At 50.3% G+C, this 20,445-nt stretch carries 19 protein-coding genes and 1 pseudogene; 15 read left to right on the top strand and 5 right to left on the bottom strand.

The features are described from left to right. Positions 1-174 precede the first annotated feature (174 nt). Positions 175-1,182, top strand: coding sequence for a hypothetical protein (locus tag DESTI_RS31315; RefSeq protein ID WP_014812464.1), 1,008 nt, complete (start codon positions 175-177; stop codon positions 1,180-1,182). 64 nt (positions 1,183-1,246) lie between these two features. Here the strand turns inward: DESTI_RS31315 and DESTI_RS23465 are convergent, their stop codons facing one another. Continuing rightward, complete coding sequence (locus DESTI_RS23465) at positions 1,247-1,489, bottom strand: hypothetical protein (RefSeq protein WP_014812463.1); 243 nt, start codon at positions 1,487-1,489, stop codon at positions 1,247-1,249. Positions 1,490-2,539: 1,050 nt separating this feature from the next. On the opposite strand from DESTI_RS23465, the gene DESTI_RS23460 reads away from it, so the two are divergent. Continuing rightward, the gene (locus tag DESTI_RS23460) at positions 2,540-3,904 is read left to right on the top strand and encodes an FAD-dependent oxidoreductase (RefSeq protein WP_014812462.1); all 1,365 of its coding nucleotides are present in this window, start codon (positions 2,540-2,542) and stop codon (positions 3,902-3,904) included. A 694-nt stretch (positions 3,905-4,598) separates the two neighbouring features. On the opposite strand, the pseudogene nifU reads toward DESTI_RS23460, so the two are convergent. Then, positions 4,599-4,964, bottom strand: a pseudogene (gene nifU / locus DESTI_RS23455) (Fe-S cluster assembly scaffold protein NifU); the annotation flags it as partial. A 91-nt stretch (positions 4,965-5,055) separates the two neighbouring features. Further along, complete coding sequence (locus DESTI_RS23450; protein ID WP_014812460.1) at positions 5,056-6,240, bottom strand: cysteine desulfurase family protein; 1,185 nt, start codon at positions 6,238-6,240, stop codon at positions 5,056-5,058. A 176-nt stretch (positions 6,241-6,416) separates the two neighbouring features. Here DESTI_RS23450 and DESTI_RS23445 point away from each other — a divergent pair, with 176 nt between their 5' ends. The 5 genes from DESTI_RS23445 to DESTI_RS23425 all read left to right on the top strand — a co-directional run bounded on the left by DESTI_RS23445 (position 6,417) and on the right by DESTI_RS23425 (position 9,015). Then, positions 6,417-6,992, top strand: a complete 576-nt coding sequence (locus DESTI_RS23445) for an HDIG domain-containing metalloprotein (RefSeq protein ID WP_014812459.1) — start codon at positions 6,417-6,419, stop codon at positions 6,990-6,992. A gap of 249 nt (positions 6,993-7,241) precedes the next feature. After that, positions 7,242-7,904: a signal peptidase I gene (locus DESTI_RS23440; protein ID WP_014812458.1), complete on the top strand. Its 663-nt coding sequence runs from the start codon at positions 7,242-7,244 to the stop codon at positions 7,902-7,904. A gap of 2 nt (positions 7,905-7,906) precedes the next feature. After that, positions 7,907-8,098, top strand: a complete 192-nt coding sequence (locus DESTI_RS23435) for a transcriptional regulator (RefSeq protein ID WP_014812457.1) — start codon at positions 7,907-7,909, stop codon at positions 8,096-8,098. After that, positions 8,098-8,424: a DMT family transporter gene (locus tag DESTI_RS23430; protein WP_014812456.1), complete on the top strand. Its 327-nt coding sequence runs from the start codon at positions 8,098-8,100 to the stop codon at positions 8,422-8,424. Before DESTI_RS23435 ends, DESTI_RS23430 begins: the two co-directional genes overlap by 1 nt. A 300-nt stretch (positions 8,425-8,724) precedes the next feature. Continuing rightward, positions 8,725-9,015: a hypothetical protein gene (locus DESTI_RS23425; protein WP_052316094.1), complete on the top strand. Its 291-nt coding sequence runs from the start codon at positions 8,725-8,727 to the stop codon at positions 9,013-9,015. A gap of 460 nt (positions 9,016-9,475) precedes the next feature. Here the strand turns inward: DESTI_RS23425 and DESTI_RS23420 are convergent, their stop codons facing one another. Then, a complete protein-coding gene (locus tag DESTI_RS23420) occupies positions 9,476-10,876 on the bottom strand; it encodes a B12-binding domain-containing radical SAM protein (protein ID WP_014812454.1) in 1,401 nt (466 codons plus the stop codon). A gap of 15 nt (positions 10,877-10,891) precedes the next feature. After that, positions 10,892-11,926, bottom strand: coding sequence for a glycosyltransferase family protein (locus DESTI_RS23415; protein WP_014812453.1), 1,035 nt, complete (start codon positions 11,924-11,926; stop codon positions 10,892-10,894). A 274-nt stretch (positions 11,927-12,200) separates the two neighbouring features. Here DESTI_RS23415 and DESTI_RS23410 point away from each other — a divergent pair, with 274 nt between their 5' ends. From DESTI_RS23410 to DESTI_RS23375, 8 genes are all read left to right on the top strand, one after another. Further along, entirely contained in the window at positions 12,201-13,394 is a 1,194-nt protein-coding gene (locus DESTI_RS23410) for a glycosyltransferase (protein WP_014812452.1), read from the top strand. Further along, positions 13,395-14,267 carry a class I SAM-dependent methyltransferase gene (locus DESTI_RS29355; RefSeq protein WP_014812451.1) on the top strand — a complete coding sequence of 291 codons (873 nt, stop codon included), beginning with the start codon at positions 13,395-13,397 and terminating at the stop codon, positions 14,265-14,267. A 691-nt stretch (positions 14,268-14,958) separates the two neighbouring features. Next, positions 14,959-16,647, top strand: coding sequence for a carbon starvation CstA family protein (locus DESTI_RS23400; RefSeq protein WP_014812450.1), 1,689 nt, complete (start codon positions 14,959-14,961; stop codon positions 16,645-16,647). 56 nt (positions 16,648-16,703) lie between these two features. Beyond that, entirely contained in the window at positions 16,704-16,976 is a 273-nt protein-coding gene (locus DESTI_RS23395) for a DUF7990 family protein (RefSeq protein ID WP_014812449.1), read from the top strand. A gap of 286 nt (positions 16,977-17,262) precedes the next feature. Beyond that, positions 17,263-18,240, top strand: a complete 978-nt coding sequence (locus DESTI_RS23390; RefSeq protein WP_014812448.1) for an ArsA family ATPase — start codon at positions 17,263-17,265, stop codon at positions 18,238-18,240. A gap of 17 nt (positions 18,241-18,257) precedes the next feature. After that, entirely contained in the window at positions 18,258-19,250 is a 993-nt protein-coding gene (locus DESTI_RS23385) for an ArsA family ATPase (protein ID WP_014812447.1), read from the top strand. Between the two features lie 155 nt (positions 19,251-19,405). Continuing rightward, positions 19,406-19,936 carry a YlcI/YnfO family protein gene (locus tag DESTI_RS23380; protein WP_014812446.1) on the top strand — a complete coding sequence of 177 codons (531 nt, stop codon included), beginning with the start codon at positions 19,406-19,408 and terminating at the stop codon, positions 19,934-19,936. Between the two features lie 59 nt (positions 19,937-19,995). Next, complete coding sequence (locus DESTI_RS23375; RefSeq protein ID WP_014812445.1) at positions 19,996-20,412, top strand: hypothetical protein; 417 nt, start codon at positions 19,996-19,998, stop codon at positions 20,410-20,412. Positions 20,413-20,445: the final 33 nt, after the last annotated feature.

The raw sequence follows: 20,445 nt of genomic DNA, 5'->3' as shown, positions 1-20,445 counted from the left end.
GGCGAACCTAACCTCGAAACCAGGATAAGTCAATCCTGCAATGCTTTCAAAATTCCAGCTTGATTTTTTCGGCTGAATTCTTTAAAATTTCAAGAAAATTCTCCAAGTTTCTTCATATCATGGTTTTAGCTCAACTTTTTCCGCCAATGTAGCGGATGGAGCAAAGGAGTCAGAATGAAAGGTTTGGTTATCGCGCTCTCCATAGCGGTTCTTCTCGCGGGCTTTACTGGATCGGCTATTGGGCAAGGGTATTACGGCACATCGTATCCAGGGCAGGGTTACAATCCACAGGCCGCCTATGGACAGTACGGTCAGACGCAACCTTCCTATGGTCAATACGGACAGCAGTACGGGCAACAGCAATACGGACAATATGGGCAGTACGGACAGGAATACGGCCAGCAGCAGTATCTCACTCCTCAACAACAGCAGTATTACGGTCAGCAGTATGGACAGCAGTACGGACAACCCGCCAATCAGAATCAGGCGGCATACCAGAATTACGGCCAGTACGGAGCCTATCCTGATTATTCTTCTTACGGTAGTGCTGTTCCGCGCCCTGGAGTCCAAGGTCGACCGGGCGCCCGGAGAGGCCGAGCTGAAGCGGTCCAATACGGCACCCCTGAGGTCAATTCCAGACAGTATACAACCAGCGCGCGGCCGTCCATCACGCCTTCTGACAATGAACTGGTGAAAAGCGAGATCTACTGGGATGGCAGTGAAAGCTATCCGGAAGAGACACGAACCCAACAGGCGGCGCCGGCTCCTGCTCCTCGAGCTGCTGCTCCCATGAATCCCGGAGTACAAGAGGAAAGAAGAGCGCCCAATGGCGGTCAATCTATGGCGATTCAAACTCCCAAGAGAGTGAAACGCAATATAGTCCGTCAGTCTCCTGAAGCCACTCCTCCCCCGCCTGAACGTCGAGGAATAAAGTGGGGCAAAGAGGAATCCAGCGCAAACCTGCGCTCAGGAAATGCTCCTGCTGAACGTCCCGCCATGAAATGGGGAAAACAGGATGCACCTGAAGAGACACCTGCCATGAAATGGGGAAAACAGGAAAAACCGGCATCTATCGGTGCGGAACCGGGCTCGTTCCAGGGATCCTCAACCCGACCGACCATCAGTAGCCAGGCTGAATCCGAGTCCCAATCAGGCCAGAAGAAGTTTCAATGGGGCAGGTAATAGCACGGTTTTAATGGATGCATAAGGGGGGCCAATATGGCTCCCCTTTTTCAGTTCTCCAGCCCTATTGAGTCTCGGTAATCTCCGTTTCCACCACCATGGATTCCTGGTCACCCATCAATTCTTCTATTTTTCCCGAAAACTCAGAGATTTCTTTGAGCAGCGGCCGCACAACGAGAGCCCATTCCGCATGCTCTTTGAAATTGATGCTTCCTGTCTCCAGCACCTTCAAGATGACGAACAGCTTTGTTCGTGCGTCATAGACTTCCTTGTGAATCTTTTCCACATTCCATTTGGGTTCAGTCATTTTGCCCTCCCAAGAGACGATGCAATCTTTCGCGGTCGCCGATCGTTCGCAAAAAATACTCTGGAATGGAACGTCAGGCAAGCGGTCACAATAGTATCCTGCCATACTGCTTCATGCCAACTCCCATTCAAGGCAGTAATATCCGGGAACCTTTTTTGTAAAAGGATTGTTCCTTTAGCTCAACTATCGTGTTGCTGAGACGTGCCGACCGGGAGCCCCAGCGGGACGATCCAAATGGTAGCCATGGGTGCAACCCATGGAAAAGAAAGATAGCAAAACCAAACGGTGAAGACCCTGGTGGGGTCTACCATCATTCAATTTGAACCCAGATGGGACCAATGGTGGGCCCCTTTCAGGGTCCAATCCTTTATGATATGGCGCTGCTGCCCACGGGTTTGCGAAACTGTCTCAAAAATCTTGAATGCACAACACATCGTGCCACGATTCATCATCCTTGTAGGGGCAGGTTTCGTGCCTGCCCTCCCGCAATGACCGGCACGGAGGCCGGTCACTACCGGGCACCCACAAGGGGCGCCCCTACAATCAGGCCGTGAAAATGATGAGAACTTCGTGCCACGATCTGGGACAAATTTCGACTTTTGAGACAGTTTCTTGCACCCGTGGCTACTCATGGTTCGTCCCTTTCGGGACTTCCGAGCCTTGAGCCGATTGGCGTCAAATGCAAAGCTGAGATACTAGCCGAGCTTAAGGGCACAATCCATTTGTAAGAAAGGTTCCTGGAGGCTCTGGCCTCCCAGACGCGGGGTTGCAAGACGGTTTTTCCAGATCTTATCTCTTTGAATGCTGAGCCGTGCTACATTTAGGATCTCATATATTGCAGGACTTGAACGGATCGACGTTTCGATCCGTCCATCCAATTTCGTGTCTGAATAAGTTCTGTAAATGTGCCTTTCAAATTCAGAGACAAAGTTTTTTCATAGTGCGCGAGCATTAGCCAAAAGCTAATCCTTATATGATTGAATATGCGCCTCAGACGAAGACTTTCATTCTCGGTGATTTGAGGATTTGAGAGTATCAGAAGAGGAAAGAATGAAAAACCTCATCATCATTGGTGGAAGCGATGCAGGAATCAGCGCGGCTCTCAGGTCACGCGAAATAGACCCTGAAATCGAGCCGACTCTCATTATTGCCGACAGGTATCCCAATTTCAGCATTTGCGGTCTGCCCTTCTACTTGAGTGGAGAAGTGACTGATTGGCGAAATCTTGCCCACAGAACAAAAGAGGAAATCGAACAGGCGGGAATTCGACTCGTTATGGATCACCGGGCTGAGACAATAGATCCGAAAAAGAAGCTTGTTCAGGTCGTCGATACTGATGGAAAAACGAGAGAGCTGCACTACGACAAGCTCGTTATAGGGACCGGTGCGGAATCCATTAAACCCAATATTAAAGGCATGGATTTACCGGGTGTCTTTCTCCTGAGATGGATGGACGACAGCTTTGCAGTCCATGCGTGGCTGACAGAACACCATCCGCAGTCAGCACTCGTCGTCGGTGGCGGTTACATCGGCATGGAAATGGCTGATGCACTGATTCTTCGAGGACTATCCGTGACGGTTGTGGAGTTTGCAAGTACGGTCCTCACGACCGTGGACGAGATATTGGGGGAAAAAGTCGCTGCAGAATTGGAGCGGCACGGAGTAAATGTCGCCACCGGAGTGGGAATAGAGTCCATCGAAGCCAGCGGAAAGAGCTTAACCGTGAAAGGCTCAAAAGGATTCAGCACCAATGCCGATATGGTGCTTGTGGCGGTAGGATGCAGACCTTCCGCTACACTGGCTGCAGGAGCCGGTATTGAAACAGGGCTGAAGGGCGCTATTAAAGTGAATCGGCGCATGGAAACCAATGTTCCGGACATCTATGCAGCCGGGGACTGTGTAGAAACCTGGCACAATCTTCTAAAGAAGTACACGTATCTTCCGCTGGGAACTACAGCTCACAAACAGGGGCGCATAGCAGGTGAAAACGCAGCGGGCGGCAATCGTGAGTTCGCTGGCTCTCTCGGCACCCAGGCTGTTAAAATATTCGATCTGGTGGCGGCTCGCACAGGGCTTCGTGATAGTGAAGCTCGAGACGAAGGATTCGATCCCTTCACCGATTACTTCGAAACCTGGGATCACAAGGTGTACTATCCCGGTGCTGAGAAGATAATTATCCGCATTACCGGCGATCGGAACACCCACAGGCTGCTGGGTGCTCAGATTCTCGGACATTACAAGTCTGAGATATCTAAACGAGTTGATATAGTTGCTGCAGCGCTTTTCAGTAACTTGACGGTCGAGCAGTTGAGCGATCTCGATTTGAGCTATACTCCGCCTCTGAGTAGCCCCTGGGATCCGATTCAGATGGCAGCTCAAGCATGGACAAAGAATTGCGGAGTATCAGTTCGGTAATTGTGTAGAGGAACTGATACAAATGCGCTTTCAAAAGCAGTATCACCATTTTGCATTCAAGATGCTAACCGCACTGACCTGACTCCGCAGGTCAGTGGCACCCCTGTATCCGGGCCCAAATGTCAATCTTGGGTACCACGGACTTACCCTGTAGGTCCGTGGTACCGCAATTGCCAAAATTAGTGTCCGATTGAAAATAGAAATATTGGTGGGTGCCGTGCCTCCGTGCCGGCACATCTTCAATATAATAAATTAAATCAATAGAATGGACCGGCAGGGACGCTGGTCCCCACCGATATGTTGAATTGAACCGTGTGAGATAAACGTCAGAATTTTTTGGCAATCAGTCCAACGCCTCAATGAGAAATATCTTGCTGCAAGCCAGTATAATAGCTAGGGAAACCCTCCTTGAAAGAAGTGTTTTCCCCCGTTTTACCTCTTTGATTGCGAATCTGTACGATGAGCAGACTTGACATACAAGCGAGGATTCGGAGAGTTCACGCTAGAACGCGGAATCACAAAAAAATCCCTCTCCGATTCTCTTCCTCAACTTGAAATCAGGATGACAGGTTTATTTTCCCGTGGTTCGTTCACAAACCGAGCTGCAGTACGGCGCTTCTTCCGGATCGTTCACGTCGCAAACCGGGCAGGAGCACACTTCGGGGCCGTCAAGCGGTCTCTCTGCGATCTTTCCCTGTTGCTTGGATCTGTAATCCTCGATTGCGCGATGAAGGGCATCAGCTCCTAGATTCGAGCAATGGTGTTTTTTCTTGGGAAGACCGTTGAGCGCGTCGATAACCGATTTGTTAGAAATCTGCATCGCTTCGTCAAGGGTCTTGCCTTTGGCCATTTCGCTCACCATGCTCGATACGGCGATAGCCGCGCCGCATCCGAACGTCTTGAACTTCACGTCTTCCAAAACGTTATTATTTACCTTGATATAGAATGCCATAATGTCGCCGCACGCTGGATTTCCCACTTCGCCGACACCATCCGCGTCCGGAATCTCACCCACATTGCGAGGATTCTTGAAATGATCCATCACCACATCGCTATACATACCGCACACCCCCTGGATGCTTCGGCCCATAAGAACCGGATTTTTTTTGTTCGGATTGCGGTTCTCAGCGAGAAACCGAACCCGTAGTAGCTCAACCTATCGCCTTGAACTTGGTTGTTCTCTTGTACAGAGGCGACATATCTCTCAATTTCTGCACGATAGGCGGCAGGATTCGTACGACTTCGTCCACGTCTTCATTCGTATTGTCTTTGCCCAACGTGAACAGCAGCGAGCCCTGCGCATTTCCTGCATCGATTCCCATGGCCAACATCACATGAGAGACCTTCAGCGAACGAGAAATACAAGCGGACCCACTCGCAATCTTGATCCCCTCCATATCGAGGAACAAGAGCATGGATTCACCTTCCACATACCTGACCAAAACGCTTGCATTCCCGGGAAGTCTTTGGGTCCGATGACCGACCGGCTCAACTTCTTCGATGGACGCAGGAATTTCATTTATAAGCCTGTCCCGCAGAGGAATCAAGTGTGCCATTCTGGATTCCAACTCTCCTGCTGCAATTTCCGCGGCCTTGCCCATCCCCACTATACCTAAAACGTTTTCTGTACCGGCTCTCAAGCCTTGTTCCTGAATACCGCCGTCGATGAGGGGTTCGATTCTGACGCCCTTCCGGACATACAACGCGCCCGTACCGAGGGGACCATAAAACGGGTTTGCAGCCAGGGAAAGGAGGTCCACATTCAAGGCCTTTACATCCACAGGAATTACCCCCACCGTTGCAACTGCATCCGTGTGGAAGGGTACACCGTGTTCGCGGGCTATCTTTCCGATTTCCGCTATGGGCTGAATGCTTCCCACTTCATTGTTCGCGTGCATTACGGAAATGAGAATGGTCCGCGGTGTGATTGCTTTCCGGACATCATCAGGGTCCACGATACCGTACTTGTCCACCGGGAGACGTGTAACTTCAACTCCCTGCTTTTCCAGAGCCTTGATTGCATGCATGATGGAAAAGTGCTCGATGGAGGAAGTAATAATATGATTCCCTCGAGACCGATTGGCAAGAACCATTCCCTTCAATGCCCAGTTATTGGACTCTGTGCCCCCTGAAGTGAACACCATCTCCTGATCCGAAGCATTGATGAGCCCGGCCACCTGGCCCCTGGCTTCTTCGAGCGCTTCCGTGACCTCTTCTCCGAGACTGTGCATACTGGAAGGATTCCCCATCTTTTCCGATAGGAACGGCATCATTGCTTCCACAACTTCAGGAAGCAGCGAACTTGCTGCAACATGATCCATGTTTATGGTTTTCATTCGAACCACCTCCGTTAAATGTCGACAGAGGAATATAAGACGTCAAACAAACGTAAATTATTGTTCCGGCAATTGTCAACGAGCTACTCGCTTTTGGAGAATTGTTCACAAAAGAATCCGGCCGTGATAAACAAATTCAAACGCATTACGAAAAGACGGCGTTGGAGGTGATTATCGTGAGTTCTTCACCCTGGGGAATCACCCGGGACGAGGCTGTGGCCCTTATGGAGCAGTATCTCGAAACAGACAGCATGCGAAAGCACTGTCTGGCTTCGGAAGCGATTATGCGCGACCTTGCACCCAGATTCGGCGGCGATCCGGACATGTGGGGGCTTGCAGGTTTGCTCCACGATGTGGATTACAACGAAACCAAAGACACTATGAATCAGCACGGGTTGATGACTGCATCTATTCTTGAGAAACGCGGTGTACATCCCGAGATAATCGATGCCATCAAGCATCATAATGCCGAAAATCTGGGCCTGGTCAGGTCCGAAACCATACATATTGCGCTCACCGCGGCTGAGACCATTACCGGCATGCTGGTTGCCGCAGCTTTGATCAACCCGGACAAGAAGCTTTCGTCATTGAAGGTGAAATCGGTCAAAAAAAGAATGAAGGCCAAGGAATTCGCGCGATCCGTCAACCGCGATCACATACTTCTCTGCGAACAGATCGGAATACCTTTGGATGAGTTTATCGAACTCAGTATCGGTTCCATGTGCAAGATAGCCGACACGTTGGGGCTGTAGGACGCAGGCTCGCTGACTTTGCTGTAATTCTTTGTCCCGCAGGGACTAAAGAAAATAGCCCGGTAATTCATTGCCGGGAATTTGTGTATCAGCCGTCCCTCCGGGACTCGAAAATCATTAGGTTTTTCCTTAACCGGCGATGAATCGCCGGTCTATTGTCAGTTGTTCCTCTGGAACAAACGACCAAAGACACGAGAAGTTGACCCCTATGAGGCAGCAGGGCGTGCGTTAATAGAGAGTTCTGGAATCATGCAGAATAATCCATCTCCGAATTCAACCGAACCTTTGATGGTGATGCTACGCGGCCGAAGCATGCATCCCACTTTGCGTGCAGGAGATGCGCTCTTCGTTAAACCTGCCGTCAAAGTTGTTCCAGGTGACGTTGTAGTCTACCTGTGCCCTCGCGAGAATACGCCAATAGCGCACCGTGTCGTATCCGTTGGCGAAAACGAAATTAAAACCAGAGGCGATAACAACCCAAGCACCGATCTTTTTCCGGTACGTATTTCCGATATCCTGGGGAAAGTGGAGCAGTTTGAACGCAAAGGGTGTCGCAAAAGGCTTCAGGGCGGGTTATGCGGTCGCATACAGGCGCTCTATGTACGAGCCAGGAAGACAGCGATCAATGTTGCCGTTGCCTCTTTCCGGTCGATCTATCGCATGCAGTGTGTTTCCGGAATATTTGCCCGGTTGCTTCCAGTGAAGCCGCGTGTGGTCCGCTTCGAGAATTCGGGAAAACCCCGGATTCAGTTGCTTCTTGGCAAACGAGTCATAGGGGAGATGATTTCTGAAGAAGGTTGGTACATAAAACCTCCTTTCCGGTTGTTTGTAGGAGAGGACTTGCTGCCTACTCCGGGAGAGAACGCTAAAGAGAACAAGCAGACTGTTTGTGCGATTGAGAAGGAGCAATAGTCATGAATATCAAACCGATACGAACAGATGAAGATTATGACACTGCTTGCCGGAGAATCGACGAAATTTTTCACGCAGAGCCCGGAACCCCCGAAGATGATGAACTTGAGATTCTACTCACGTTGGTTGACAAATACGAGGAAGCCCATTTCAAAGTTGGAATGCGGCATTCCATACTTGAAGGTCTTTCCTGATGGGAGCCTGGCCATATCTCCTGATGGCTATTCTGCTTGAAGTGTGCGGCACCACTTGCATGAAGTTGAGCGCAGGATTCACGAAACTGCTGCCTTCCATCCTTATTTTCGTGTTCTACAGCTTGTCCTTTGCTACTTTAACGATATGTCTTAAGTATATAGACGTGAGCGTAGCGTATGCCGTCTGGTCGGGTCTGGGAACGCTCTTGATCGCCATTATCGGAGCAGTGTATTTCAAAGAATCCATGACTCTGATGAAAGCTGTTTCCATTCTTCTCATCATCATAGGCGTAATCGGTGTAAATATGTCCGGAACGAACCATTAATTCCGTATGCGGTCTCATGAACAAAGAAGGAACTGGGCGAAAAAGAATGGTAAACCACTTCCTACAAGAGAGTGTTTCGCCTTTGCTTCACAATATTAGGATTTGTCCAGAGTTGGGGAGATCATCACAATGGAAACACGCATTCGATGGGAAAACGATTTTGAAATGGCGCTGTCCATGGCCAGAGTCCAGGAGAAAAACGTACTCCTCGACTTTTTCAATCCCGGTTGAGGCGCGTGCAAACAACTGGATGCGGTTACGTATTCCAATTCGCGAACTGTTGCATTTGTCCACGATTTCATGATCCCCCTTCGAGTAAATGTCTCCTCCGCTCCACCTTGGGCAAGCCGCTTTGTAATTCAGTACACACCTTCTGTACTCACGCTGGATGAAGAAGGCAGAGAACAAGATCGAACTGTGGGATTTCTGCCGCCGGAAGAATTCATACCAGCTCTCATGTTGGGGAATGTCAAAGCCTTTATCGCTCAGGGTCGCAAACCCAAAGCACGGTTCTTTCTCCAGAAACTCTTGAGCGAATACCCCAGAAGTCAGGCTGCCGCATCTGCAGCAGCATTCAAATCGCGGGTATAGCGGAGCATTCGCTATACGAGTATTAGAAGTTTTTTGGATGGGTTGGGAACCTTCTTACAGATGAATTATAATATGCTCTTGCCTCAGCCAATTTCCTGGCTTTGCATTTGAGTGCCACTCGGCTCAAGGCTCGAGAGTCCCAAAGGGACGAACCATGAATAGCCACGGGTGCAAACCCGTGGGCAGCGGCACCACATTATAAGGGCTCTGACCCTGAAAGGGTCCGCCATTGGATCCATCTGAGTTCAAATTCAACAATAGTGGACCCCGCCAGGGTCCTCATTGCTTGGTTTTGCTATAATTCTCTCCATGGGTTGCACCCATGGCTACCTTTGGATCGCCCCACTAGGGCTCCGGTCAGCACGTCTCAGCCACACTAGCCTTAATAGCCTAACTAAAGGAACAATCCATTTTCAAAGACGATTCCAACATATTACTGCTATGAAAGCGCGCATTTGTTTTACAGTCGAGTTTTGTTGTAATCTCCTGCAAACTTCAAGAAGTCGGCGTAGGCTGTATCCAGATCGTAGTTTAATTTGTGAGAATGGGTTGCCAGGCCCTGATGGAACCATCTGTACCAGCGATCTATGGACATAGGGTCCGCGTCGATCAACTTTTCAAAAAGCTCTGTCCCGGGATACGGAGTTACCATATTGACTTCCACGTGATCCGGTTTTGCATCTTCAATCAGCTTTTTGGAGAGTTCCACATCTTCCGGTCCCTCGTCGGGAAAACCGATCATGAAGAAGGCGTGGGAACGGATTCCTGCACCCCGCAGGAGCGACAACGCCCTCTTGACCTGATCGTTCGTTTCTCCTTTACGGATGGATTTCAGTATCTTCGGGCTGCCGCTTTCCACTCCCAGGGTGACCCTTTTGAAATTTGCCTGGTGCATTTTTTCAACAAGGGTCTCATCCAGAGTGTCCGCTCGAACTCCACCGGTGAACTCGAATCGATTGAGGTTTTCTGCAATGATTCTTTCCAGGAGTGCAATCGTACGCTTGCGGTTTACCGTAAACGTGTCGTCCACGACTTTGACGACCCACCTGCCGGGATAATCAGGCCGTGACTCTGCACTTCTCGCCAGCATGTGCAGTTCTTGGACAATTGAATCCGTCGATCTCAGCCGAACGCTCTTGCCCCAGATATTTCTGGATGCGCAGTACCCGCAGTTGAAAGGGCATCCTCGCCCGGTCATGATGACTTCGCCAAAGTAGTCTTCCCTGGGAATGAGAGACCGGTCCGGAATGGGCAAAGAGTCTATGGATTCAATGAGTTTTCCCCGCGGATTGACTGTTATGGAAGTATCATATCTCCACGCGAGGGAGGGAACATCTTTGTACGATTCCGATTTCTCAAATTTGTGGAGCAGTTCGACGAGAGTCTCCTCGCCTTCTCCCATTATAACCATATCTGCAGAGGTGTACTGCATGCTCTGCTCAGGGAGCACCGTAGGGTGACTTCCTCCGAGCACCACGGGCAGTCCTGCTTTCTTCAATCTATGGACCAGCAACTTCACCGTATCCATGTTTCCGGAATTACAAGTGATGCCCACCAATCCGGGATTCTCTGCCAGGATTCTCTTTTCGATTTCCAGCCAAAGAGCATGGTCAGCGCTTTCAAGGAGTTCGATCATCCGGGGTATGCCGTTATTCATGATGATTTCAGGGTCCGTCTCGCCCTGCGGAGGTTCTAACCCGGGGACGCTTATGTTCTCGCCGTCTATGACAGCAATGTCGTGCTGGCTCCGGTTTTTTGCGTACGTAGCCAGATAGAGAAGATTCAAAGGATACGTCTTCATTTTGGGAGTCGTGACCCCGAACAATGCGTAAAACGGGGGCCGTACGAGAACAGCTTTCATTTCGGGGGAATCCTCTCAGACAAGAGTGCGGAACAAGCGGATGTATGATTCCACCCGCCTGTCCCAGGAATGCTCTGAAGCCATAGTGTGCATTACTTTTTGTCGCGTACGTCTAAAATCGTGATGTAACATGTTTTCAGCCTTGGAAACCAGGTCTTCCACATCGTCGAAGCGGAACGTATCGCCAAATTCCATCTTTTGCACCAGTCCGTTGTTCACGATAGGTTCTTCCGAGAGCACCGGAAGGCCTCCGCGCAGATAATTGAGAATTTTGGATACGTCGTTATCGAATGGATACGGCCCGGTGGCAAGGGCAAGCCCAATGGAAGCGTGACGCACATAGTCCCAGATCAAAGGTTCGGGAAGCTCGCCGTGATCTGTTATCAACGGATTGAGCGAACATGATTCGTCCCCTCCGTACATGCAAGCTTTATTCGCACCGATGAAATGGATTTTGCACCGGCCCGCCATCATTTCGGCAACGCGGTTCACCATGTTGACCATGCGGGGGGCAGCGAGACTCCCCAGAAACAGCAAGACGGGTCGATCGTGGCTGAACGGATTCCCCTGTTCGGACGGTAGTTCGGACGGGCAACCCGTAGGGATAAGCTCAGTATGCGGCTGGTCTCCGTAGAGAGTGTGCCAGCGATCGGCGTTTTCTTGATTATTGAGCACAAGAGCCGATGCACGATTACGGATCAGCTCCTGACACGCGAGAAGCCGCGCTCTGAATGGCTCGTCTCGCTCCGGGAGTTCCGCGTCAACCACCCTGACGATCCGAGAGACCACCGGCCCTGAGTACTCGCGGATCAGCTCGATGGAATAATGATACGAAGTCTTGAGAATATCGTACTGAGAAGAATTGTTGAGAACTTCGATTCGTCGCACCGGGATAGATCCGTCGATTTTGCCGTCCTGCTGCACCGGGGCTATGATTTCCGCGTGCACTCCTTTCCGGATAAGACCGCCTGCAATGGCTCTCAATCTCACCAGGTCGATTCCGGTGGGTTGGAGAAAAGGGTTTTTGTGGAAAACTATTCCGATGCGCATGGAAACATCTCCGGTATTGGGACGCGATTACGTTAAACTAGTCAGACCCAAAATGGTAGGGGAAGAAACGAGGTATCCATTCAGTTATGCGTGGGAAAAATCCCCCCTCCCCCCCTTTACAAAAGGGGGGTGAAAAAGACACATGCCAATCCCCCCTTAATAAAGGGGGGTTAGGGGGGATTTTGAAAGTCAGTGGTATCATGATCACAGGAGAAGATCTTCTCTACCCCGCGTAACTGAACGGTAACGAAACGAGCACCTGACCGGAGTCCACATGCAACAACGGAATAGAGCGAAACCAAAAGTATGTATTGTCACGCCCGAATACCCGCCGGAACAATGGGGAGGACTCGCCAGAACCGTGCAGCGCGTTTCTTATCATGCTCGTGACATGGGATTGAACACCCACGTGGCAGTCTTTTCCATCGATCCCGAGAATCTCGTTTTGCTCGACGAAAACCACAGGTCGGAATCGCTGGACGGAGTAACCGTTCATCACATTACAGTCGGCAAACAACAGATGAACGAATCTTCTCGGGAAATCTGGGACTGCCCTCACACGTATACTGTTCGGATGATGTACCAGTCTCTGGAAATACTCCATGCAAGAGAGCAGTTCGATTTGTTCCACTCATTCTTCCTGTATCCCGCGGGTTATGTGGCAGGTCTCGTGTCGCGACGATTTCGGAAACCGTCCATCGTTACCATTGTCGGCAATGATATCAAGAAGTACACCTTTAGTCCTGAAAAGGCTGCCATCTGCCGCATAGGACTGGAGAATGCCGATCGAATTGTCGGCTTGAGCAGAGATCTCGTCGAAATGGCCGACGCGTTAGTTCGCATTGAAGAAAAATCCAGAATTATATACAATTCTGTAAGGGTTCCGGATTATTATAGGAACGAGAGAGTCACGAAACAGGGGATGACCCGGATCGGGTGTGCGGGAATATTCAAGTATGCCAAAGGATTGCCATACCTGTTAAAAGCTGCGGCCTTACTGAAACACGAGTATGGATTTGTCTTGGAGCTCCGGGGACATTTGCGAGAATCGGAGACCCAGGTTTTTGACAGAATGTTGGAACATACCGGAATGAGCGGACATGTGCATCTCCTGGAACCTGTGACTCACGAACGGATTTCGGAATGGATGGATTCCCTGGATCTCTTTGTGCTCCCTTCAGTATCGGAAGGGTGCCCCAATATTCTCATGGAAGCGATGGCTTCGGGAGTGCCTTCCATTGCCACGAACACCGGAGCAATCGGCGGACTGATCGAGAACGGGACATCCGGACTGATCGTGCCATGGGGGGATTCCAAAGCTCTTGCAGGAGCAATGTCACACATGATGCAGAATCCTGAACTGGCACGAAACATGGGTTTGGCCGGCCGTGAAAGAATGCGCAAATTTTCTTCAGACCGGGAGTTTTATGCATGGCGTGAATTGTATAGAGAATTGCTGGAGTTCTGAATGGGCTCAAATAGAAGACCGTATCCCGAAAACCATTGGCTCAGGTCCGAAAACCCTGAGCAGGCTCTCGAGACTTACCTAAGGCAACAGAGTCTGGCCTACAGCCGCACGAAGAACGGGTTCGTGCAGGAATTGCTGGGAGACCTGCGAGGTAAGCGGGTCCTCGATTACGGCTGCGGAGGAGGTCTTTTCGCGGTTCATGCAGCAAAGAACGGCGCTGCTCGCGTTATCGCTGTGGATGCCGAGGAATCCGCTCTGGAAACGGCACGCTATTTTGCCATGCGTGAGGGTGTCGAATCCATGTGCACGTTCATGGTGCACGAGGAATTTCCCACGTTTCCCAATGGTGAACGCTTTGATGTCATTCTCATGAAAGACGTCATCGAACACGTCCTGGACGATGCTGCACTGCTCGATAAAGCCGCTTTGGCCGTGGTCCCTGGAGGACAGCTCATCGTGAGCACCCAGAACGCACTCTCCGTGAATTACTTGATTCAAGGTACGTATCATCGATGGTGGTTGGGTAACAAAAATTGGTACGGATGGGATGAGACCCACGTGCGTTTTTACACTTCTATGTCCCTGAAACGGAAGCTCAAGAGAGCAGGCTTCTCCTGCACTGATTGGAGGTCGGTATACCTCATCCCGTATAAGCTTCCGGCACCTCCGGGGTCAGGCAAAGAGTTCTTCCGCATTGATGTTCTCAGCGAAGTAGATCGCATTCTTGGAGGAATATTCCCTTACAACCGGCTCGGCTGGAACATCATTGTGAAAGCGGAGGCTTCGCCTTTGGTAAAGGAACGTACGCATGCCCTTCACTCGATTCCCGGAGTACTCCCTGTGACCCCGGCTGCCATCTGCAAAGAAGTCTGATCCCTCGAATCGTCCCTCATTCCCATTTACACCAGTGCCAAAAATTCTGTCGTTTATCTCGCGTGTGAATTACAAGGATATTGGTGGCGACCGGCGTCTCGAGGCTGTCTCAAAATTCTCGAATACGCAACACATCGTGCCACGATTCACCATCATTGTAGGGGTAGGCCTAGTGCCTACCCACATTTGGGCGGACTCGCAGGTCCGCCCCTACAATCAGGCCGGGAAGCCAATGAGGAATTCGTGTTACGATCTGGGGTTAAATTTCGATTTTTGAGACGGTCTCTCTCTGCCGGTCCATTATAGCGATATCATATATTAATATTGAAGATGTGCCGGCACGGAGGCCGGCACCCACCAATACTCCTTTTTCTGAATCAGACATTAGTTTTGGCACTTACTATAGATGAAAAAATAAGTCTTGCTCGCAGCAATCCTCAATGGTAATCTGCAAAATAGGTTATTTAAGCGCGTAAACGTGGATGCTAGCTAACTGGGCCGGATGCCGTGGTCCATATTACTTCAAGAGTTAAGTCGACGCGTTTAAACCCGGTTTCCGCCAGCTTGGTTTTGCTACCCGCCCCGCCTGATTGGAAAGCCGACAATCGGACTTTCCAGGTGCATACGATGATCTTCCAACGAATATACGGTTCCAAGGAACCTAATGTGACCATAAAAACAGGGGGTCAACATGAATTCGATGGTGGTTCTCATCGTGGGTTTCGTCGTTGCTGTAATCGGCTATCGATTCTATGCCAGGTACATCGACAGCAAGGTGATTCAGGCTGATTCAAAGAGAATGACGCCTGCCAGGATGTACATGGATGGCGTGGAGTTCATGCCGACCAGCAAAAATATCCTCTACGGCTACCAATTCAAATCAATCGCCGGCGCCGGCCCGATAATAGGCCCCATAATAGCGATACAGTGGGGCTGGCTTCCTGCTCTCATCTGGATTCTGGCAGGAACGTTCTTTATTGGTTGGGTGCATGATTACTCCAGCGCAGTAATTGCAATGAGAAATGACGGGGCATCTTTCGGCGGATTGAGTCACCGCTTGATTTCACCTAGGGCGAGGCTCATTTTGCTCTCGTTTATCTACTTCTACCTTTTGCTCATCGTCGGAGCTTTCGGAAACGTCGTCGTGAGCACCGCGGTAACCTTGAAAGCTGCTCCCATGGCGTGGTTGTTCCTGACCATAGCAGGTGTCCTTTGCGGTCAGATGATTTACAGGTGGAAGCGGGACATCATACTTACCACAGTAGTCACTGTGTTGATCGCCATGATAGGTATCTATTTAGGCAGATGGATTCCTTCCGACAGCATTTTGGGAGCCGATCTGGCAGGCAGCCGGGTCTTATGGGCAATTGCAGCCTTCGTATTCTGTTATTTCGCGGCTGTGCTCCCCATTTGGAGATTCGCGCTTCCCATCAACTATGTGGCGGCGTACATAGTCTTCCTCGGACTGTTGTTCGGCATAATCGGAATTTTCGTACTGAGACCGGATTTCACGCTTCCTGCTTACACCAGTTTCGACATCAAAATCGGCCCTCTTTGGCCGATAATGTTCGTGACCATAGCGTGTGGAGCGATTTCGGGATGGCACAGCATCGTGTCCAGCTCCGGGACGGCCAGACAGCTTGAAAACGAGCTTGACGCACGACCTGTCGGCGCAGGAGTCATGTTCCTGGAAATGATGCTCGCCCTTTTTGCTCTCATTATAGCAGGAACCATTTATGCTTCTGCAAACGAATATGCTGCAGCGGTGGCGGCCGGACCTGCCCGGGTGTTTGCCGCGGGTGTTGCCAAGTTCCTCAATGCTTTGGGATTGCCTCTGGAGTTGGGACAGGCTTACGGATCGGTCATGATGATAGTTCTTGCCATCACCATCATGCAACTGGTTGTCCGATTCATGCGGGTTGCGACTTCGGAACTCCTCAGCGATGTAAGCCCCGTATTCAGGAATCCGCACGTAGGGACATTGATCGCGAGTGCTCTTGGAATTTTGCTCGTCTTGACCGGCTGGTGGCAGTATCTCTGGGTACTCTTCGGGGGGGCGAATCAGCTTATGGCCTCACTTGCCTTGCTGTTGACAACTGCATGGCTCATGTCCGAAGGCAAGCCTACAGCCTGGACATTTTATCCCATGATTTTCATGTTCATAACCACAATAGCTGCTCTGCTCGTCACTTCGTATAGGCTCCTCTCGCAGGTTTTCGGAGGAGCATTCAAGGCAACCGAGCAAATCATCGGCAATGGAGTAATGGGATTTGCAGCACTTTTCCTCGTGGTTGCCGCTCTCATCCTTGCCGTTGAAGGTCTTAAGGCTTTCGGTAGATTCCGTGCGATTCGTACCGCAGGAGCCCCTTCCAGAGCGTAATGGAAATAGAATACCGAGGATCTGTTCCTCGGTTCTCTCATTAAGGAGTTCACTGTATGTCAGAAGAAGAAAAGCGACGCTTTAAGTTTCTCCAATCCATCAAGGAATTCGTTTACGGAGTAGCGGCCCATGATTCAGCCCGTTTTGCGCTGAAGACCCGGGCGAGCATGGAACATCTTTTCATTCTGATTACCATGGGGGACATGCTGGGAGTTCCCATTTTACCGCCGTACTATTCTCTCAGACTCTTGCCCTACGTAGTTCCCCAGATCTCCACATGGAAGCGCAGGATGTTGAGAGAGAAAGACTTGACAGACGCCTTGGCTTAAAGGCCAAAACACAGCCCGCACACAATTGCCGCCGGAAACCCGTCCGGCGGCTGACGAACACCGGTAATACCGATGCGCTATCAAAGAAGTGACAATGCTGAAGCCGGCTCCGGTGGGTCTCCGAAGCGAAGTCAGGCTGCGCCGTCTGAAGCGGAGGAGATCCGCTGGAGCCGGCAACCGATCGGCTTCCCGATGTTACTCGTATGAAAGCGCATTGGTACAAGATAATCTTGCGGCATTCCCGCGGATGTAAATGAAGTGCGAAACTCCTGGAGGAGCTATTGGAATGTCTCTAGCCAAAATCTTTGAACAATATCCCGATCGAAGATACATCATGTTCGGCGGTAAGGGCGGATTAGGGAAAACGACTTTTTCCGCAGCCGCTTCCTACTATCTGGCGAAGAATGGAAAGAAGGTCCTGGTGTTTTCTGTGGATCCTCAGGCATCGCTGACGGACATTTTTCAGAAAGATATTTTCGGCAAAGGGCCCACCGAGATTATGCCCAATCTCTATGCGCAAGAAATCGATGCCGATCGCAGGGTAAAAGAGTACCAACAAGAAATACGTCAGAAGATTCTCGACATGTACGGCATGGAAACCATTCCCGAGGAGATAGAGAGTTATATCCAGGCGGCAGCAGCCGAGCCGGCAATGGAAGAGAGCGCTATTTTCGATGAAGTAGTAGACATCGTAGTGAGAGGTGGTTACGATTATTACATCTATGATCTCGTTCCACTGGGCCACGCGCTCTACTACTTGAGCATGGCTTCGGTGTACGATGCCTGGATAGACAAGATCACTGCTCTTCGCGAGCAAATGAGAGAATACGATCAGGTTGCCGCTGTTATCCGTCGCGAAAAGGACATGGAAGAAGATGCCATTCTCAACGAGCTGCTCTTCATTAAAGATCGTATAAACAAATCATCCAGCATACTCACGGATAAAGCCAAAACAGCATTCTTCTTCGTGCTCACCGCAGAGGAAATGGTTATCAAAGACACGATGAAAGCGGCAGAGCTCTTCTCAAAGTTCGATGTGCCCATTAGCGGATATATCGTGAATCGCGTGCTGCCTGAGGAGCTGAAAGCACAGAACATCCCCGAGTACCTGAAGAATCGCTTTTCCATGCAAGAGCATTATCTCAAGGTGATCGACAGGGATTTCTCAGGCCAGATCCTCGCATCGGTCCCGGAAATGGAAAGAGACGTGACAGGCTTGCCCATGATCGAAAAAATGGCTCGCGCCATGTTTGGCGACTTTTAGCAAGAGAGGGGGTAACTGTGAACGAAATATCCATAGACATGAAGCATTTTTTCAGAGATCGTCCCCGTCTCAAATACATCTTCTTCGGCGGCAAAGGCGGCGTAGGCAAAACCGTAATGGCAGCGGCCGCGGCACTTTGGTCTGCCAAACAGGGCAAAAGGACTTTGCTCGCATCGACCAATCCGGTGCACAGCCTGTCGAACTTGTTCGAGCAGAACGTATTCGGCAAACCTGTTACGGTTTGTGATGAGGCGAACTGTTACGCTTTCGAAATTGACACCCGGGATACAATCGAACGTTCCAAGAAAGAGATCCGGGAAAAGATAAACTGGTTTCTCAAGTTCGCAGATATAACGACCAATGCCGAAGAGTTCATCGAATCCGCGACCATGAATCCTGCATTTGAAGAGTCCGCCATGTTTGAAAACATGATGGATCTCATGTTCAAAGACGAATACGATTTTTACGTCTTCGATACTGCTCCCACTGCCAATGCCCGTCGGCTCTTGGGAATGTCCAAAGTGTACGGCCTCTGGGTGGAAAAAATGGTGAAAAGCCGGGAAGAAGCAAAATCTTTACGAGAGTTGCTCTCCTTTTCCAAGAAACAGGAAAAAGACCCGCTCATGGATTATCTTCTGGGGTTCAGGGAAAGAATGGCTCACGCCAAAGAACTGCTCACGGATGAAGCTCTCACGGCTTTCTTCTTCGTGACCCTCCCGGAAAGCCTTCCCATAGCGGTTATCACAAGATTCATGAACTGGTTCTATGAATTCGGCATTCCCGTGGGTGGAGTCGTGGTAAACGGGTTAATCCCCGAGAACCAGTTGGAAGCGGGTTCCGCGGAATTCGTCCGAAATCGGGTGCAAATGCAGAAGGAACATATGGAGGAGATATGGACGATTTTTGATAACAGAGTCCGTGCCATAGTTCCTCTATTCGAGACTGAAGTGAAAGGCAGCACTATGCTTAATCGTCTTGTGGATCATCTTATGGTAGACAATACGGTATAATTTCTCTCCTTGAACCTTGCTTTCTCGAAAGAAGGTTCACCGAGTTCAACTTTATCGCGGCCAGCGCGACCTCAAAAGCAACGTGTTCTTCTCTCTGCTGAATGAGCATGAGACGCATTTTTTTCTGTCACATGCTTTTGAAAGAAGGCTCTTTAATGGAATACAAGAACATTGACGGTGCGGTATATTCGCGTTACGCCCTGAGCCCTCCTATCATCAATTCGGAGTCTGCCTCGGAATACGGAATTCAGGCGCCCTGCCTCATAGAACCGGGACAATACTCAGGCCCCGAGGTAGGACGCAATGTCAAACTGAGGATAGTCGTAAACCGCGGGACCAAGAAGATGACCTGCCATGGAACCATTGACTGGGTGAAAGCAGACGATTCCGGTACATATCATGTCGGGTTCGGCAATCTGTCCCTCAGTGACGAAGAATTTAAAATTCTGATTCCACATTTTGCCATCGATTCTAAAATCCCTGTGGAATTCGTCCCAAGAGTACGTGAAAAAGCTCGCGAAGCAGATCCTGTAGTTGTTACCGCAGTTGCTCAGGAGATTCTGCGGTACAAAGCAGTACATTTTCCTGTCAGCGTCATCGAACTGATAGACGAGCATCGCGGGGAGGATTCCTTTTCAGAGTTTGTCACAAAAGCGGTACGCTCGTATATCAAACAAGTACAGTGAGATCTCCGGCGGAACCGAAACGGTTCATCATGCATCCTGTATAACTAACGGAGGACTAGATGCAGATGAACACGTTAAGAAGATTGTCGTTGGCTTATGCAGCGGGTAGCGCTGGCGGTTTAGCCAACGGTCTCGCTGTGTGGCTGTTCGGATATCTGGGGATAACGGCAGCAATAGGTGTAAAAATTGCTCCTGCCCTGACCGCCGCCATGCTGTATCCTCGACTTGTGTGGGGAGGGCTATGGGGGTTTTTGTTTCTCTTGCCTTTTCTGAAAAAATCCCTGTTTCTCAGAGGCGTTGTCTACAGCATCCTTCCATCCCTTGTTACGCTGTTCATCATATTCCCCACGAGAGTTCCCAATGGAATGCTCGGTCTTCCACTCGGGACTGCGACACCACTGTTTGTGTTGTTAGTCAATGCCATATGGGGGATTGTCGCATCCTACTGGCTCCATCTCGTGGAAGAACGCCGGTAGCAATTCAGGTCGAAAGGGAGATAGCCGGAGAGG

Source organism: Desulfomonile tiedjei DSM 6799 (assembly GCF_000266945.1).
Lineage (GTDB): Bacteria > Desulfobacterota > Desulfomonilia > Desulfomonilales > Desulfomonilaceae > Desulfomonile > Desulfomonile tiedjei.
This window is presented reverse-complemented; position numbering and strand designations above follow the sequence as displayed.